Annotated in this window: 12 protein-coding genes; 4 read left to right on the top strand and 8 right to left on the bottom strand. The window is 41.9% G+C overall.

Annotated elements, in window-relative coordinates:
* Positions 1–86 precede the first annotated feature (86 nt).
* The 5 genes from rpsG to V7K48_RS04700 all read right to left on the bottom strand — a co-directional run bounded on the left by rpsG (position 87) and on the right by V7K48_RS04700 (position 5,017).
* A complete protein-coding gene (gene rpsG / locus V7K48_RS04720; protein ID WP_229465239.1) occupies positions 87–557 on the bottom strand; it encodes a 30S ribosomal protein S7 in 471 nt (156 codons plus the stop codon).
* 620 nt (positions 558–1,177) lie between these two features.
* Positions 1,178–1,561 (bottom strand): 30S ribosomal protein S12, encoded by a 384-nt coding sequence (rpsL, locus tag V7K48_RS04715; RefSeq protein ID WP_099066763.1) that lies wholly within the window; start codon positions 1,559–1,561, stop codon positions 1,178–1,180.
* A gap of 132 nt (positions 1,562–1,693) precedes the next feature.
* Positions 1,694–2,020 carry a HesB/IscA family protein gene (locus tag V7K48_RS04710; protein WP_335070261.1) on the bottom strand — a complete coding sequence of 109 codons (327 nt, stop codon included), beginning with the start codon at positions 2,018–2,020 and terminating at the stop codon, positions 1,694–1,696.
* A gap of 245 nt (positions 2,021–2,265) precedes the next feature.
* Positions 2,266–2,685, bottom strand: coding sequence for a cupin domain-containing protein (locus V7K48_RS04705; protein ID WP_335070048.1), 420 nt, complete (start codon positions 2,683–2,685; stop codon positions 2,266–2,268).
* Positions 2,686–2,959: 274 nt separating this feature from the next.
* Positions 2,960–5,017, bottom strand: a complete 2,058-nt coding sequence (locus tag V7K48_RS04700) for a phosphodiester glycosidase family protein (RefSeq protein ID WP_335070046.1) — start codon at positions 5,015–5,017, stop codon at positions 2,960–2,962.
* Positions 5,018–5,805: 788 nt separating this feature from the next.
* Here V7K48_RS04700 and gltB point away from each other — a divergent pair.
* Entirely contained in the window at positions 5,806–10,530 is a 4,725-nt protein-coding gene (gltB, locus tag V7K48_RS04695) for a glutamate synthase large subunit (protein WP_335070044.1), read from the top strand.
* Positions 10,531–10,952: 422 nt separating this feature from the next.
* Here gltB and V7K48_RS04690 read toward each other — a convergent pair whose 3' ends face one another.
* Positions 10,953–11,861 (bottom strand): polysaccharide deacetylase family protein, encoded by a 909-nt coding sequence (locus tag V7K48_RS04690; RefSeq protein WP_335070042.1) that lies wholly within the window; start codon positions 11,859–11,861, stop codon positions 10,953–10,955.
* Positions 11,862–13,453: 1,592 nt separating this feature from the next.
* Here V7K48_RS04690 and lepB point away from each other — a divergent pair.
* Positions 13,454–14,026: a signal peptidase I gene (gene lepB / locus V7K48_RS04685; RefSeq protein WP_335070040.1), complete on the top strand. Its 573-nt coding sequence runs from the start codon at positions 13,454–13,456 to the stop codon at positions 14,024–14,026.
* 140 nt (positions 14,027–14,166) lie between these two features.
* On the opposite strand, the gene V7K48_RS04680 is transcribed toward lepB, so the two are convergent.
* Together V7K48_RS04680 and V7K48_RS04675 are read right to left on the bottom strand one after the other, a co-directional pair.
* A complete protein-coding gene (locus V7K48_RS04680; RefSeq protein WP_335070038.1) occupies positions 14,167–14,700 on the bottom strand; it encodes a ComEA family DNA-binding protein in 534 nt (177 codons plus the stop codon).
* A 14-nt stretch (positions 14,701–14,714) separates the two neighbouring features.
* The gene (locus tag V7K48_RS04675) at positions 14,715–15,089 is read right to left on the bottom strand and encodes an NINE protein (protein ID WP_335070037.1); all 375 of its coding nucleotides are present in this window, start codon (positions 15,087–15,089) and stop codon (positions 14,715–14,717) included.
* An 864-nt stretch (positions 15,090–15,953) separates the two neighbouring features.
* Here V7K48_RS04675 and V7K48_RS04670 point away from each other — a divergent pair.
* Positions 15,954–16,886, top strand: coding sequence for a J domain-containing protein (locus tag V7K48_RS04670; protein WP_335070035.1), 933 nt, complete (start codon positions 15,954–15,956; stop codon positions 16,884–16,886).
* Between the two features lie 125 nt (positions 16,887–17,011).
* The gene (locus V7K48_RS04665) at positions 17,012–17,335 is read left to right on the top strand and encodes a DUF1825 family protein (RefSeq protein WP_292762021.1); all 324 of its coding nucleotides are present in this window, start codon (positions 17,012–17,014) and stop codon (positions 17,333–17,335) included.
* Positions 17,336–17,396: the final 61 nt, after the last annotated feature.

Below are 17,396 nucleotides of genomic sequence, written 5' to 3'. Positions count from 1 at the left end.
AAGATTCTATACTTTTAGGGAAAACCGCCTTTTTTTTGTAAATCTACGATATACCGCTTTGGGAGGGCGATATATCGCTTTTCTACTTAGTAACGATAATGTGCAAAGGCTTTGTTAGCTTCCGCCATCCGGTGCGTTTCTTCCCGTTTACGAATGGCATTTCCAGTTTCGTTGGCAGCATCCATTAACTCATTTGCCAGTTTGCTTGCCATTGTCCGGCCTGGTCTAGACCGGGAATATTGCACTAACCAACGCAGTGCTAGGGTAGTGCCCCGTTCGGAACGCACTTCCATTGGTACTTGATAGGTTGCTCCACCAACTCGTCGAGCTTTTACTTCTACTAGAGGCGTGGCATTTCGCACTGCTCTTTCAAAGGTTTCTAAGGCAGCGCTACCAGTGCGTTCCTCAATAGTTTTCAATGCATCATAAACAATGCGTGCGGCAAGTGATTTCTTGCCATGACGCATGATTCGCCTGATAATCATGCTCACAAGGCGACTGTTATATACGGAGTCAGACGGAACTGGGCGCCTTTGAATAACACCACGACGAGACATACTTCACCTTTAATTCGGAATTGGCAACGAAATTATATGCTATCAGACACTGGAAACTAAAAGCGGTCGAACCCAACCCTCAGACTTCCCCAATTTTTTTCGACCGTTGCAGCAAGGCTGACCTATTGACTGCCAATTTTGGATTTTGCGGAAAGTCTGAGCGCCGTAAACCGGCGATTATAACTTTCCAAGACGGATTTTGGATTAAAAGTTTTCCTTATATGCCCCTACCCTTGCGGACAGAACAAATCAAAAATCAAGAGTCTGTAAGCCTCATCCCCTCGTGGGTTCGACCAATCCAAAAGACGCTCGATAACTCGCTAACGCTACGCTATCGCAAATCTAAAATCTAAAATTCATTGACTTGCTACCTGCAACTAAATTCTCAAGGCGACAAAACTATAAACCTTAATGTCCAGATGAGAATTATGCTGTCGGTTACAGCCTTATCCTCAGAACTTCTACACTTGCTCGCTTAGTGTAGGGTGTAGCTTGCTTGATTTTTTGGATTTTAGCAGCCTTTATAACTGCTGTTAGAACACAGATGCTGATCGTTTTTTGTCCTTGGGCGCTTTTTAGGTAGACGATTAATCGTGTTGGATGCGATTAATCGCCTAATTCTATTTTTTCACTTCTTTGGGACGCTTGGTTCCATACTTGGAACGGCCTTGCTTGCGGTCTTTGACTCCGGCTGTATCTAGGGTGCCACGGATAATGTGGTATCTCACGCCTGGTAGATCCTTAACCCGACCGCCACGAATCATCACAACTGAGTGTTCTTGTAAGTTGTGACCAATACCTGGAATGTAAGCTGTGACTTCAAATCCAGAGGTAAGTCTGACTCTTGCTACTTTGCGTAGAGCTGAGTTAGGCTTTTTTGGTGTGGTCGTGTATACTCTGGTACAAACTCCCCGACGTTGGGGACATTGTTTCAGAGCTGGGGATTTGGTTTTCTGACGCGCTTGTTCGCGCTCGTTACGTATTAGCTGCTGTATTGTTGGCATGAGTTACAGCGCGTAAAGCTGCTTATGGTCTAAGTTTTAACAAATCCTGATTATATCGTTTTTTACGGTTTTATGTCAATTGTTATTTTTCCTTAGTGATTGGTCATTTGTTTTTTGACCAATGGCCAATCACTAATGACTCAAGGAGAAGGAATTGCCACAGCCACAGGTAGCGCTTGCCTGGGGGTTATGGAAGCGAAAACCACCACCCATTAAGTCTTCTGAATAATCCACCCTCAAACCGTTGAGGTAATTTAAGCTTGCTTTATCTATAACTACTTGAATCTCATCCAAGTCGAAAACCTGGTCGCCAACTTTTATTGCTTTATCGAAGGACAGATCATAAAATAACCCGGAGCAACCACCTGGTTTTACTGCCAATCTAAACAAGACATTTGGTTGCTGCTTGGACTTGATTCGCCCAATCTCACTCACGGCTGCTTGACTCAGATGAATCATAGAACTCATTTTTTGCAATTGAATACCCCACCTTCATTTTACAGATGGGTTGACTGTCGCTATCTCCTTGTGCCAAATCACTAAATTCATGAGCGCGATCGCTATTACTACATTTATAGCACTAACATGCTTCAGTCCCCACCTTAACTAGGTAGGGACTTCTGGGGTGCAGTGTTTACCAAAGACAGTTTGCACAAAAATGTATTCAGTTTTGGGATTAGAGCTTTAATAGCTTTCTTTTATTTTTAATCCTTGGTACGGGCATAGTCATCTTGGTAGCGAATAATATCATCTTCTCCCAAGTATTCGCCATTTTGCACTTCAATCAACACCAAGGGGATTACGCCAGGATTCTCTAAACGATGAGATGTACATTGGGGTACATAGGTTGACTCATTATTGCTCAGTAGTACTTCTTTCTCACCACAAACTACCCTAGCTGTACCAGAAACGACAATCCAATGCTCACTGCGGTGGTGGTGCATTTGTAGACTGAGGCGGTGTCCAGGCTTAACTTCGATGCGCTTGATTTTATATCCGCGCCCTTCTTCCAAAACTGTAAAAGCACCCCAAGGACGTAACTCAGTTGCAGCAACGCCTCTGGAAGTGATAGCTGGAGGTAGGTGTAGAGGTTCAGTCTGTGTAGTTTCTTGATATCGAGCCATAGTTACCTCATTTGGAGACATAACAAACCGTTGGTACTCTTAACTATTGATCAAAAATTTGGCGCTATCTTGCAACCTTGAAAATCAGCAATTTTGTCGCACTTTGATAAACATAGCAAAATCAAACCTTATGGTGTAAATAATCACTACTAAAATTATGATGTCTACACGAAGTCTTCATCAAGCAAAATGATGGCTTGTTCTAAACTTTAAAAAAGATGGGGCATTAGGTATTGGTGATTAAGAGACTTTTCCATTCCTATTCCCTACTCCCTCATTCTTGTGGTTTCAGGAAAATACCAATTCCATTATGAACACGAGCAGCGGTACTAGGGGAGCGATCAAGTAGTTGCCCTCCTAAGTAAAGGCTGGTAGAACTACCGCCATCCAAATTTAGGGCATCCACACAGCCCATGAGTTGCATCAATTGGGCATGTTCTGCCAAATTAGGGCCATAACCGCCGATCCGATTATGTATAGCAGTAATCATCAGTGTGCCTGTTGCTGTTGTGCAAATACCGCTACGAATAGCCTTTTCGGCAATAAAGGCATTGCTGAATTTTTCGCCTTTAGCATCAAGGACAATTTGACGATTTTGGACTAATAGCGGACCAGCTCCGATAATGTAGGGATAACGACTAAAATCAGCCGGAGCAGTGGCGCTGAAAATACTTACTGCGCTTCCAATAGGTAACTGTGAAGCAGTACTAGCAGCGTTGGCGCGTAAGGTTAGGAGGTAGCCATCTTGAGGAATCGGAACCGCCGTCCCACCAACTTTGCCGCCTGGTAACTGTTGAATAATTTGGTCTTTCTGTACCACAAGGATAATTTCGTTATCCGTCAAGGGCGTGTAAGTTGATCCCCAAGCTGGGGTGTAACGAGCAATGCCACTCTGGACGTAGCCGCTGTTAAGAAACAGAATTGGTAGGCGCTGGTCATTTGCCGTGATTAAAGTTTCTTCTAAAGTGAGACGACCGAAGTAAAATTGGCCAGAATCATTCCAAGCGATCGCACCCCGGTTAAGAATGGGGCCTGATAACCACTGACTATCCCGACGAATTGCACCCAATGGCAATTTGTTATTGCGGTTAAAATAACCACCGTTAATTCCAGCTACTGCTAAGTAACGTTGTGCTGTTTGAATTAAGGGTGCAGTACCTGCAAGCCCATCAGGGCTAGCCCACATGGGTTTCAACGTTAGCCCAAATTTCTGGGGATTAACTTCTAACCAGACCACCGGAAAGCGTTCTGTGCCTAAGTTGACATAATGTTGTCGCCAGCGCAATCCTGGGGCCCAAGTAATATCTCGTTCTTCTAAAGCATCGGCTCGAATATCGATAATCAGGCGATTGGGGTTAGCTACAGTACTAACTTGAGGCGATAAACCAAAGGGAACGCTTAGAGAAATAATGGTTTGGTTTTTCATCACCTCCACTTGTTGAATTAGTGGTTCAGGGGCTGGGGCTGGTGCTGGTAGTATTGGTTGTGTTGGTTGTGTTGGTGTAGCTGGTGATAATTGTTTGAGCAGGTTTGGCAGCAATATTGGTGGTGCTGCTGTTGGTGCTTGTAGCTGGGGGGTATAGCGTTCTATCAAAACGGGATCGGCTATTCCATCCAGAGTAACTGTCCACTCTCGATTTGGCGGTGCAGTGGATTTGGGGGTTAATGTGTCTGGATCAGAAGATGGAGGTTGAATTTTTTTAACAGTTGACCCTTGGGTAACTTGCCAGGGAGTTGGACGATCTAAATCGACAAGAATGCGAACCTGTTGCAAAGGATTAACACTCGCGTCTGAAGATTGCTGACTCTGAACAATATTTGTCACTTGCGCTTTTGGGGTAGCAATTATCAAGGTGTTGCCATTGGCTTGGATTTGCCATCCAGATGTTTGAGCAAAATTAGTAATATCCAAATAGCGATATGCTCCTAGTAACCTGGTGGCTAAAACCAGTGGCGTTGTCACCGACGAAAACCACTGTACTGGTTGCCTACCTGAATTACTACTGTTTAAGAAATTAACTCCAATTAATTGCCTGAATGCCCCGTCACTGAGATGAGTTGTGATCTGACCAGATTTTCCAGGTCGCTGCAACCAACTTCCTGGTAAACTACGCCCATTGAGGGAAATTTGATTACCAGAGGATGCTACACCTAGTAAAGGAGGTGCAGGTGATTGTGAGGTTAACCTGGGCGTTAATTTGGTGCTTTTTGGGGACTCCTGGGCGTTGGTAGCACAGGTAGTAGTTAAGCACAGTGCTGTCAAAAGTATTGGTGACACAGTAGCCCGGAAAAATCTGCGAACACTAATTACTGATTGGCAACAATTCGGCATTTTTACCATAATTTACTAGGTACTTTTGAAAACTATCACCCAAGGTATAAACTAACTAATTATTTGGAAATATAAAGAAACCATGAGTTTATTTTTTAAAAAACATGGTAATCTATATATTGGCTTGTTATCTCTTTTAGACAAAAACAATCACTTTAGACGCTAAAGCCACTGCAACCAAGTGTTTTAACTGGCACTAATTCCAACCACACTATACACGGTAGTTTTGGTTATCAAAACTGGATTAAGATGTTCAATCCTGACTGAACGTTGCTACTATTGCTCCTTCAGTAAGGTCTAGTTAATAGAAAGACATGTGGCAACTGGTAAGCAGCAAAACTCTAGACAACAACAATATTTGGGAATTGTCAAATGGGTATATATTGTAATACGCTGAATTTATTGCCGATTCAGGATGAGTTTGGCTTTAAAACATAGGACAGCGTTCAGTTTTAATTTTGTTCAGGTGAGCCGAAATAGGCTCTATGAGTAGCTAGCGTGCATCTGGAAAAAGGGGATTGAGAAAATACTTAGCTTCACAATATAAAAAAGAAACTGTCAGGGCAAAAATAATGTCTTGGCGGAGTTAACTTGTCTAACCCCGGATAAATACATAAAAACACGCAACAATTTTAACACGGGTGAACTAATAAAGTAAAACCGAAGTTAAAATTTTTTTTCCCTAAATTTCGGTGCTTATATATTTCTCCATCGTTGAATTTAGAAATTTTTCCGATAAGTAGTAGCAAAATTGGTAACTCAATACTTCAGGAACAGGGTAACAGGGTATGAATAATAAACCGATGAATCAAGACCAGAAAATCACAGCGGATATAATCTCAAGAGATACCTATCAGGGACAAAAGTGGTTAGTAGAAGAACGAGATGCCTGTGGTGTCGGTTTTATTGCTCATCGCCAGAATCATACCAGCCACGAAATTGTCGGAAAAGCCTTAGCTGCTTTAACCTGTTTAGAACACCGGGGAGGTTGTAGCGCTGATCAAGACTCTGGTGATGGTGCAGGAGTGTTGACAGCTATCCCTTGGGAGTTGTTCCAACAAGACTTTGCCCAAATAGGGAAGGAATTTTCATCCACCAATAATATAGCTGTGGGGATGATCTTTCTACCACAAGACCAAGAAGCAGCACAAAAAGCGAGGACGACAGTTGAGCAAGTAGCTGCTGAAGAAAAATTGATTGTACTGGGTTGGCGAGTAGTGCCAGTGCAACCTGATTTACTCGGTGTACAAGCAAGAGAAAATCAACCCCAGATTGAACAAGTTTTACTAGCTTCTGTTGACAAAAGTGGCGATGAATTGGAACGACAGTTGTATATTACCCGCCGCCGAATTAGTAAAGCTACAAACAACATCTCAGAAGAATTTTATATCTGCTCCTTGTCAAATCGCACAATTGTCTACAAAGGCATGGTGCGTTCCGCTGTATTGGGAGAATTTTATCAAGATTTAAAAAATCCGTTTTACAAAAGTGCCTTTGCTGTCTATCATCGCCGCTTTAGTACCAACACGATGCCCAAGTGGCCCCTAGCTCAACCAATGCGGCTTTTGGGTCACAATGGCGAAATCAATACTTTGTTGGGTAACATCAACTGGATGATGGCACGAGAAGCTAGCCTGAATCATCCTGTATGGGGCGATCGCATCAACGAACTCAAGCCATTAGTTCATATTAATAACAGTGACTCAGCTACCCTAGACAACGTACTGGAATTGCTGGTGTGTTCTGGACGCAGTCCCTTGGAAGCTTTAATGATTATGGTTCCAGAGGCTTACCAAAATCAGCCTTCTTTACGTGACTCTCCAGAAATTGTCGATTTTTACGAATATTATAGTGGTCTGCAAGAAGCGTGGGACGGGCCAGCACTTTTAGTATTCAGCGATGGCAAAAAAGTTGGTGCAACACTAGATCGTAATGGCTTAAGACCAGCTCGCTACCTGATTACCAAAGATGACTATATTGTCGTCGCTTCTGAAGCTGGTGTAGTGGACTTTCCAGAAGCCAACATTGTCGAGAAAGGTAGACTTGGACCAGGGCAAATGATTGCCGTAGATTTAGAAAACCATGAAGTGCTGAAGAATTGGGAGATTAAGCAGCGAATCGCCAAGCAGCATCCATATAGTGAATGGCTGCAACAGTACCGTCAAGAACTCAAACAAATTGTCAGTAATCAGTCGTCAGATATGAATGGGAATGGGAATGGACATCTGGCTGCTGAAAATGGTAATGGGCATACTACAACTGACAAAATTGACAAACAAACCTTGCTTCAGCTTCAAACTGCCTTTGGCTACACCACAGAAGATGTAGAAATGGTGATTCATCCAATGGCGATCGCAGGTTCCGAGCCGACTTTCTGCATGGGGGATGATATTCCTTTAGCAGTGCTGTCACAAAAGCCCCACCTGCTTTATGACTATTTCAAACAACGCTTTGCTCAAGTGACGAACCCAGCGATCGATCCCCTACGGGAAAAGCTAGTGATGTCTTTGAAAGTCGAACTCGGTGAACGGGGTAACTTATTAGAACCAAAGCCAGAATATGCTCAAAGATTGAAGCTGGAATCACCAGTGTTAACGGATGCTGAATTAGAGGCGATTAAGCTGTCAGGATTTGCCACAGCCGAGTTATCAACCCTATTTGCGATCGCCACTGGCCCCGAAGGATTGAAAGCCGCAGTCCAGTCTTTACAAGCACAAGCAGCTGAATCAGTCCGGGCAGGTGCAAAGATTTTAATATTAAGCGACCAGATCCCAGCAACTCCTAATAAGGAGGACAATGAAGGGATCAGTACAGAATATACTTACATTCCTCCCCTGTTAGCAGTGGGTGCCGTGCATCACCACCTGATTCGTGAAGGGTTGCGAATGAAAACATCCCTGATTGTCAATACAGCCCAATGCTGGAGTACTCATCATTTTGCATGTCTGATTGGCTACGGTGCTGGTGCAGTTTGCCCGTATATGGCTTTGGACACGGTGCGTGATTGGTGCATTGATCCCAAAACCCAAAAGTTAATGGCTATGGAGAAAATTCCTACCCTCACCGTAGAACAAGCTTTAGGAAACTATCGCAAAGCGGTAGAGTCAGGTTTGCTAAAAATTCTCTCCAAGATGGGAATTTCTCTGCTCTCCAGCTATCAAGCAGCCCAAATCTTTGAAGCTATTGGCATCGGTGGGGATTTAATAGAACTAGGATTTCGGGGTACGACTTCCCGCATCGGTGGTTTGAGTGTTAGCGAACTCGCAGATGAAGTGCTTTCTTTCCATCGCAAGGCTTTCCCGGAACTGACGACCAAGAAGTTAGAAAACCTGGGCTTTGTGCAGTATCGTCCTGGTGGCGAGTACCACATGAATAGCCCCGAAATGGTCAAGGCGCTGCATAAAGCTGTAGATGACAAAAACTACGACCACTACGAAGTTTACAAAAAGCACCTCCAAAGTAGACCAGTAACAGCCTTACGGGACTTGCTGGATTTCCAAGGCAATTGTACGCCGATTCCTCTAGAAGAAGTGGAATCGGTAACTGAAATTGTCAAGCGCTTCTGCACTGGTGGCATGTCTTTAGGCGCTTTGTCAAGAGAAGCCCATGAAACTTTAGCGATCGCCATGAACCGCATTGGTGGTAAATCAAATTCTGGGGAAGGCGGCGAAGACCCAGTGCGCTATACAGTTCTAGATGATGTAGACGAGTCTGGTCACTCGCCAACCCTACCTCATTTAAAAGGATTGCAAAATGGTGATAAAGCCTATAGTGCCATTAAGCAAATTGCATCGGGACGCTTTGGTGTTACACCAGGATACTTAGTCAACGCCAAACAAATTGAAATCAAAATTGCCCAAGGTGCCAAGCCTGGGGAAGGTGGACAACTACCAGGGCCCAAGGTGAGCCAATACATTGCGATGTTAAGACGCTCCAAGCCAGGTGTGACCCTGATTTCGCCACCACCGCACCACGATATCTATTCTATTGAAGACCTAGCACAACTGATTTTTGATCTGCACCAAATTAATCCCAAAGCAAAGGTATCAGTGAAGCTAGTTGCAGAAGTTGGCATTGGGACGATCGCTGCTGGTGTAGCCAAAGCAAACGCTGATATCATCCAGATTTCTGGCCATGATGGTGGTACGGGTGCATCGCCACTAAGTTCGATTAAACATGCTGGTTCACCGTGGGAACTGGGCTTAAGCGAAGTGCATCGCGTCTTAATGGAAAATAGCTTGCGCGATCGCGTGATTTTACGCGTAGATGGCGGTCTCAAAAGTGGCTGGGATGTGGTAATAGGTGCATTGATGGGCGGTGAAGAATTCGGTTTCGGCTCCATCGCCATGATTGCTGAAGGCTGTATCATGGCGCGAGTTTGCCACATGAACACCTGCCCTGTGGGTGTTGCTACTCAGAAAGAAGAACTCCGCAAGCGGTTTACCGGAATGCCGGAACAGGTTGTCAACTTCTTTTACTTCATCGCCGAAGAAGTGCGTAGTCTGCTAGCACGACTAGGTTACCGTTCTTTGTCAGAAATCATTGGACGTGCAGATTTGTTGAAACTCCGCCCAGAGGCAAAACTCACCAAAACGCAATCACTGAACCTGGACTGTTTACTTCAGTTGCCAGATACCAGAGACAATCGTAGCTGGTTGCTGCATGAAGAAGTCCACAGCAACGGCGTGGTTTTGGATGACAAATTGCTTGCTGATCCAGACATTCAAGCTGCTATTCGCAACCAGTCTACTGTCACCAAGACTTACCCTATTGTCAATACTGACAGAACAGTAGGCACAAGATTAGCGGGAGCGATCGCTTCTCAATACGGTGACAGCGGCTTTGAAGGACAAATTAATCTCAATTTCACAGGCAGTGTTGGGCAAAGCTTTGGTGCGTTCAACCTCCCTGGTATAATTTTGAGCCTGGAAGGAGAGGCTAACGACTACGTAGGTAAAGGGATGCATGGTGGTGAAATCATCATCAAACCTCCAACGGATGCTACCTATAACGCATCACAAAACGTGATCGTTGGCAATACTTGTCTCTATGGTGCTACTGGTGGCATGTTATTTGCCAACGGCCTAGCAGGAGAGCGCTTTGCTGTGAGAAATTCCAAAGGCGTAGCAGTGATTGAAGGCGCTGGCGATCACTGCTGCGAATACATGACTGGTGGTGTGATTGTCGTTCTCGGCAAGGTAGGACGTAACGTAGCTGCTGGAATGACTGGTGGACTAGCATACTTCTTAGATGAAGACGATTCATTTCGTGAGTTAGTCAACCCAGAAATTTTCAAAATCCAGCGAGTGATTACAGAAGCAGGCGCAAAGCAGCTGCAAGAGTTAATTAAAACTCATGCAGAACGAACTGGTTCACCAAAGGCGAAGAAGATTCTGCAACACTGGCAAGAATTCTTGCCACAATTCTGGCAGTTAGTCCCGCTTTCGGAAGCTGATAGTCCAGAAGCTAATCCAGAAAAAACAACTGAGTTCAGTTTAGTAACTAGTCATTAGACATAATCAGATGAGGTACATCATAGTCCCCTCCTCGCTTGCGGGGAGGGGGGTGGGGGTAGGGTTTTTCTACCTCATTCAACCGACAACCGCTATATTGAGCTATTGTTGTGCTTGATAATTTTAATTAAAAACACTCCTGTAATAGCTCCGTTGAGCATTCCAAAATAATAATCTAAAAAGGAATACTTCTACAATAAAAATGACAGAAAAACGCTCCATTATAGTTCAGTAATTTATACAGCACTTCCGGCGGCTATGAGGTACATCCTCAAAGCTGAAAGCTATGATAGACAGATAATATTCCGAGAAGTATTGATAATCTTAGATCGTCTGATTCCCATATAATCTAAATTATTTATAGTGATGAATTTTAGTTTTTAGCTAATTACTATTGACCAATTACCCATAATTAATAATTATTACTTTTTCTTAGCAAGTAACTTTTGGTCTGTATCTTGCATTTCTAAAAGTTCTGGAATAGTAACAAAGCGATAGCCTTGCTTTCTAAAGTGGCTAATAATTTCTGGTAAAGCTTGTATAGTTTTAGAACGGTTCCCACCACCATCATGCATTAGCACAATCCCACCAGGTTTTGAATCTTTAATCACGTTATTGATCAACTTTGGCACAGCTGGCTGCTTGTAGTCTGTGGAGTCAGCTGACCACATCACCACAGCATATTTTTGGCCTTTAGCATAAGCAGCTAATCCATTGTGCAGGATACCACCAGGCGGTCGAAAGAGATTTGTTTTAACACCTGTAACTTGATAAATTAAGTCTTCTGTGCGATCTATTTCAAAAGCAGCTGCTTGGGGATTGAAAAAGTGATACCAGTGATGCCAAGTATGATTGGCAATGATGTGACCTTGAGCAACAATCTGCCTTCCTAACTCTGGATAATTTTTTAGATTCTGCCCGACGACAAAAAACGTTCCTTTGATATTATTTGATTTCAGGATATCTAGTACTTGCTCTGTGGTCTGAGGCCAAGGGCCATCATCAAAGGTGAGAGCAATCACTTTCTCACCTTGAGTAAGTTTTGCAGCATTAATTATTGCCCCTTGAGAGCTTAATGGTATAGGATAGGCTAGTCCCCTAACTTGTGCTTCTTGCTGCCAACTTGTAAGCATAGCCGCCTTTAATTTCTCAATGCGCTGCTGAGTTCCTACGTTTGCAGCTACATCCTTGACATTTATACTTTGTTTACTCTGAGCCTCCGAAGTATTTGGTCTTAGAAGCATCATGAAAGCAAGGCTAAAAACACCACATAAGGTAAGCAGCGCAATTAATATTCCTTCTGGCCACAGAAACGACTTATTGTTTTCCACCTCATAGCTCCTTCAAAGATCGAACCATCAACCACAGTTATGACGGTACGTTATAGCAGATTTTTTAGATATCTTAGAGACCAGTTGGTTTATGGTAATTCTGAAAATTGGAATTGGGACTAACAGAAATTCACAATCGAGAAGACATACTATACGGCTTTAACTGAAGTCTAGACGCTCTAAATTTGGACGAACACTTATACAATACTTGGTATTGTTTAATGTCAACCCACTCATCAACGCCAAGGTCTGCACTTCCACATTCTTACCGCTAACTCTAAAAAGGAGAACAATCAGATAATTAACCACACCCCAAAATCCTCTTAATAGGAATTCTGAATTAGTTACTGTCTTTCACTTCACCGCTAAGGCAGGATTATGCTTTCAAGTTTTATAGCTTTGCAAATAAGATGAGCCAAGCTGTTGCGCCTACAATTTCCACTTTTCACGGGCTGAAGTTTTTATAGCAAGACTTTCTAACAGAAAAGTTGTATAATTTACAACTTAGTTAATTATTTTATTAACATACAAAACTACTTACAAGAGACGGAGTATCTTTCAATGGACTGTATAATAAACTATTAGTTCTATTCTTGATAAGATATATTCTACTGCCTGCTGCCATTGGTTCCTTTTTAAGAAAAAGTTAAATTTTTAACTGACAGAATGTTGCCTTGTACTTTCTATGAAACAGACAGACGAAAATTGATTCAATATAGTTTCTCATTGCCAAGGGGCACTTATTCGTTAGTCTAGATACTTTTGATTCCTTCAGCAAAAATAATTTTATCGGTAGTTTAGTTCTATTTTTGATACTGATACTTTAGCCTAAATTGCTAGTAGCTTTCTGTCTGTTAATGTTTTTCTCGATAATTAAAGAGATTTATATCTTATTAATAGTACAATTTAATATTTACCGTCACCGTGTAATTACGGGATTTAATCGCACACATATAGGTAAGTTGTTAAAATTGCAATATTATGGTGCCTATCTATTGAACCATTAACTTATCCATTTAAATGTAATATTTTTGACTAATGACACTGGATAATCTGAGGATTTTGTATTTAAAAATACATTAAAATCTGAGTTATCTTTATGTAATATTACTTAATAATACAGCTTAAAATATATTTTCTTTCAACTCAGCCTCCAGCAAGACTGCCCTCTGCCTTTTTTCGGTAAAGTGAAGCAGATATTGTCAGACATTCGGTAAACTGTTTTGCCACTCAACGACCAATTTTCGGCTCCCAGAAAAAACTGACTGACTATATCGCTCTACCAGTCAGCCACTAGCTTTTTTAGCAGGAGTAAGCAAAACTGAAAATCATCTAATAACTTGCCTTATAATTACAGCAATTAGAATTAAGATTTTTAATTACCTATTTAGGAATCCTAATTATCAGCTTATATTGCCTGAGATGGGTCATAGTTTATTTACAGTACTTTTGCTTATCTTTGATAGATGCAATAACTGTATTATTTAATATCTGTATGGATTCGTACAGAAACCAGCTTGCCTATTACTATACCTTTTGAGTCAAAATAATCAAGGTATTTGTTCCACCTCTGAAACTGGCTAGAAACTTTTATGATTCCTCACGAAAGCGATGTAAAAAAAGAGCGTGCGTCGTTAAAAGTATGGCGTAGTTGGCAAGAAAATCTGATTTTAATTGCGATCGCATTGTGTTTGGCATTCCTGATCCGGACTTTTATTGCCGAACCCCGCTATATACCTTCTGATTCGATGTTGCCCACCTTACATACTGGCGATCGCTTAGTAGTTGAAAAAATCTCCTACCATTTTCACCCTCCCATAACTGGGGATATTATTGTTTTTCAGCCACCCGCAGAACTACAACGTCGAGGATATCCTAAAGACCAAGCCTTCATCAAGCGAGTTATTGGCAAGTCTGGTGAAGTAATTAGTGTTGCATCTGGTAAAGTCTACCTCAATGGTCAACCCTTAGCAGAAGACTACATCGCTGAACCTCCAAATCAGCCATATCGACCAGTGAAAGTTCCAGAAGACGAATTTTTTGTCATGGGCGATAACCGTAACGATAGTAATGACTCTCGCTATTGGGGCTTTTTACCCAGAAAAAATATCATCGGTCGGGCAACGTTTCGCTTTTGGCCTCTCGACCGCATTGGGTTCATTTAATCAATTTTGGATTTTAGATTTTAGATTTTTCCTTCAATTCCATTTTCCAAGTTGCGCTGGAAGCGCACCAAAAGTGCAACCCAAAATCTAAAATTGGCAAAGTTAGGAGTTACTTTAATTTAAAGCTTCTAACTTTTAACTTAAAATCTTAAATAATACATCAGTTGGGTGATCGCATCACCAGGTAGCTCCAACCGCCGCCCAAAATCAGCCAGGTTACGGTAAGGCCCGACTGATTGCCGATTTTGAACCACTGCTTGCGCCAGAGACAAATCTATAAATGGAATTTGTGCTAACTTTTCAACTGTTGCTGTATTCGGATTAACTAAATGGGTCGGATTTTCTAGAGATTCGTGGTCATAATAAATAAAATTCAGCAGAGGCGTTAATGGCTCTAGCCGCGGTGCTGGCATACCCAAAGCCGCAGCGATATCTTCAATACAGTAAAATTTCACACCCGAACGCGAAAGTTCCACAAGCGATCGTGCTTGGTGAATTGACAAACCTGGTAGGCGTAACCAATCATCTACAGTGGCTTGATTAGCATCAATGCGAATACCTAATTTTGCTGCTATCTGAATTTCTTCCCCAGATTGGAGGCGATAGTAGGGATCGTTGAGGAGTTTGGCCCGGAGTTTTTGTAGCCTGGGGTTCAAAGGTAGCCAGTTATTCATGATTGTCGCTTACCTCAAGAAATCTGGTCTAGCAATTGGCGGCGCTTTTGCTCAAATTCATACTCTGAGATTAGTCCATCCTGGCGCAGAGCATCTAATTCACGCAAGGCGTCAGCGATCGCTCCTACCTGATTACTCACCCGTTGGGAGTTCCTTGCTGCTGACTTGCCTAGATTAAAATTACGATCAAAAGCTTCTTCATCTTGAGCTAAATACCAAACTCCCTCAATCGCACTAGCTACCTTGGGGATAGGCGTCCAGGAAAGCAACACATACAAAACACCCCACAGCGGCTGTCCCAGATAGAATTTATGTAATCCTGAAATTGTCAGCGTGCCAGAAAAAGCTAAAACAGCGGCAACACTTCGGCTTTTGCGCTTAGTCAACATATTTCTAATAAATCTACCAATACCACAGTTCCGACAATAAGACAGCCATAGTAGCAAAGTACCTTGATAAATTAAGCATTACAGAATTTTTACTTACCAGCAATTATATGAATCTATTCTAGTCAACTAAATCGTAAGACAACTTCGATTTATGGTAATGGGTATGTCGAACTGCTGCCAAATCACAGTGCTAAGAGGAACTATGTGCAAAAGCTAGATTCAGTAGCTAGTACAGTCCGGCGGAAATAAACCACCCATTCCCAATCAATGAAACGCTTGTGGTATCAGAATTATTAATTAGCTAAAATCTCTATTACTTATTAAGAAGATATAGAAGGTATAAGATTAACTTCATAAAGTTTTATTTTTTAATTCAGTAGATGCTTGTTTTAACAATTCAGTGAATATTAGGTTATCACCTACTTAAAGGATCTGACGTTTATCTTAATGTTCTCTAATTAATCAGATGTAGCACCGCAGTACAAAATTTATTTTCAGCCTCTGGTTGAAATATTGTTTCTATAAAATCCTCGCATAACACGCTTGAAATCTCACATGTTTTTGATACATCAGCCACCACTTTTAAAACATCCTCTCAGACTAGGGTGGGAATATTAGCCCTACTAATAGCCACTATCTACCTATTAGGAAGCCAGGATTATAAGCTTTCTCGCCAGTAATCAACAAAAAGCGATCGCCTTTTTACAATCTGAAGACGCTTTATTCTAGTTTTACCTTCAAAGGTAAAGTCTGCAAATACTTCTATAGGACACTAACTCTTTAAGTAAATTTGAGTAGGTTTCACATGATTGTGCATTGAGCTTTGATGCTAAATTTGAGTTTTTAAGGCCTTATATTACTACGATGTCACAGACCTTCCTACCACCAAAATGGCTTAAACAGCTTTGTGATCCTTACGCTGTGCTAGGAATTTCTGTGAGTGCTGATGATCGTCAGATTTTTAAACGCTATCACACTATAGCGAAGCTGCTACATCCCGATCGCAATACTAAAAACGGCAATCCAGACGAAAAATTAGCAACGGCAATATTCAGCCATTTAATCAATCCAGCTTATGAACAACTCAAACATCGAGACAAGCGCTTTCTTGCCATAGCTATGCTGCAATCGGACACAAGAGTGTTACAGCAGCAAGCTTTGTCTTCTGAAAGTGCCATAGCTGAGAAAATTATAAAAATGTCTCCACCCCAATCAGAATTGTTTTACGAAGAAGCGATCGCCTGCTATGCAGAAGCTCAATACAGATCACTACATCAGTTTTATCAAGTTACACAACAAATTAGTATACTGAATTTAGTTTACTTAGAGTTGCATAAACCTGACCTGTTTTTGCCACAAAAAGCTGTTCGCATCATCCCTGAGGTAGAAGTCAAGCCAGTTGAATTGACATTAAATGAAAAAACTAATGTCAAACCAGTTTTGACAAACTACGCTCAACGTCACTACCAGCGAGCTATTGAGTACGTCAGGCTAACCAAATGGACGCTAGCTGTGCAAGAACTGCGCGATGCCATCAAGTTAGAGCCAAATAACAGCGACTATTATGCCTTATTAGGTTTGGTACATCTCCAACAGAAATTTATCGGGATGGCTAGGGTTTACATCCGTCAAGCATTAAAACTTAACCCGGAAAATTCATTAGCTTTGAAATACGCTCCTGGACTGAAAATTCAACCGGGTGAAAACATTAATCCTAAATCAATAGCTAAAGCTGTGAGTATTGCGGCTTTATTAAGTCGGTTTACGCAGGGGAAAGGTTCTCAAGTCAAGTGTTGAAATTTCGGTAACAAACCGTACTAAAACCGAAGCTTCGTGACTAGATTACTCACCTAGACTAAAATAAAAATAGAAGTAAAACTATTAAGCTACTGAGTCTGGGCACTCAGTTTAATATAAGCAATATGGGATTCTTCGATTCTGAGATAGTTCAGCAAGAAGCAAAACAGCTGTTTGAGGATTATCAAGCGCTAATCAAGCTTGGCAACGGTTACGGCAAATTTGACCGTGATGGCAAAAAGCTGTTTATTGAGCAGATGGAAACCATGATGGATCGGTATCGCATCTTTATGAAGCGCTTCGAGCTATCAGAAGATTTCATGGCACAAATGACAGTAGAACAACTGAAAACGCAATTAGGTCAGTTCGGTGTCACCCCGCAACAAATGTTTGACCAAATGCACCTCACTTTAGAACGGATGAAAGCCGAGCTAGAAAAACAGCCCTAACAAAAGTTAGGAGTTGGGAGTTAAAAGTTATCAATAAACTCATAACTCATAACTCATAACT

Source organism: Nostoc sp. (assembly GCF_036919615.1).
Taxonomy (GTDB): domain Bacteria; phylum Cyanobacteriota; class Cyanobacteriia; order Cyanobacteriales; family Nostocaceae; genus Nostoc.
Note: the sequence above shows the minus strand (reverse complement) of the source record. Positions and strands in the feature narration are given on the sequence as shown.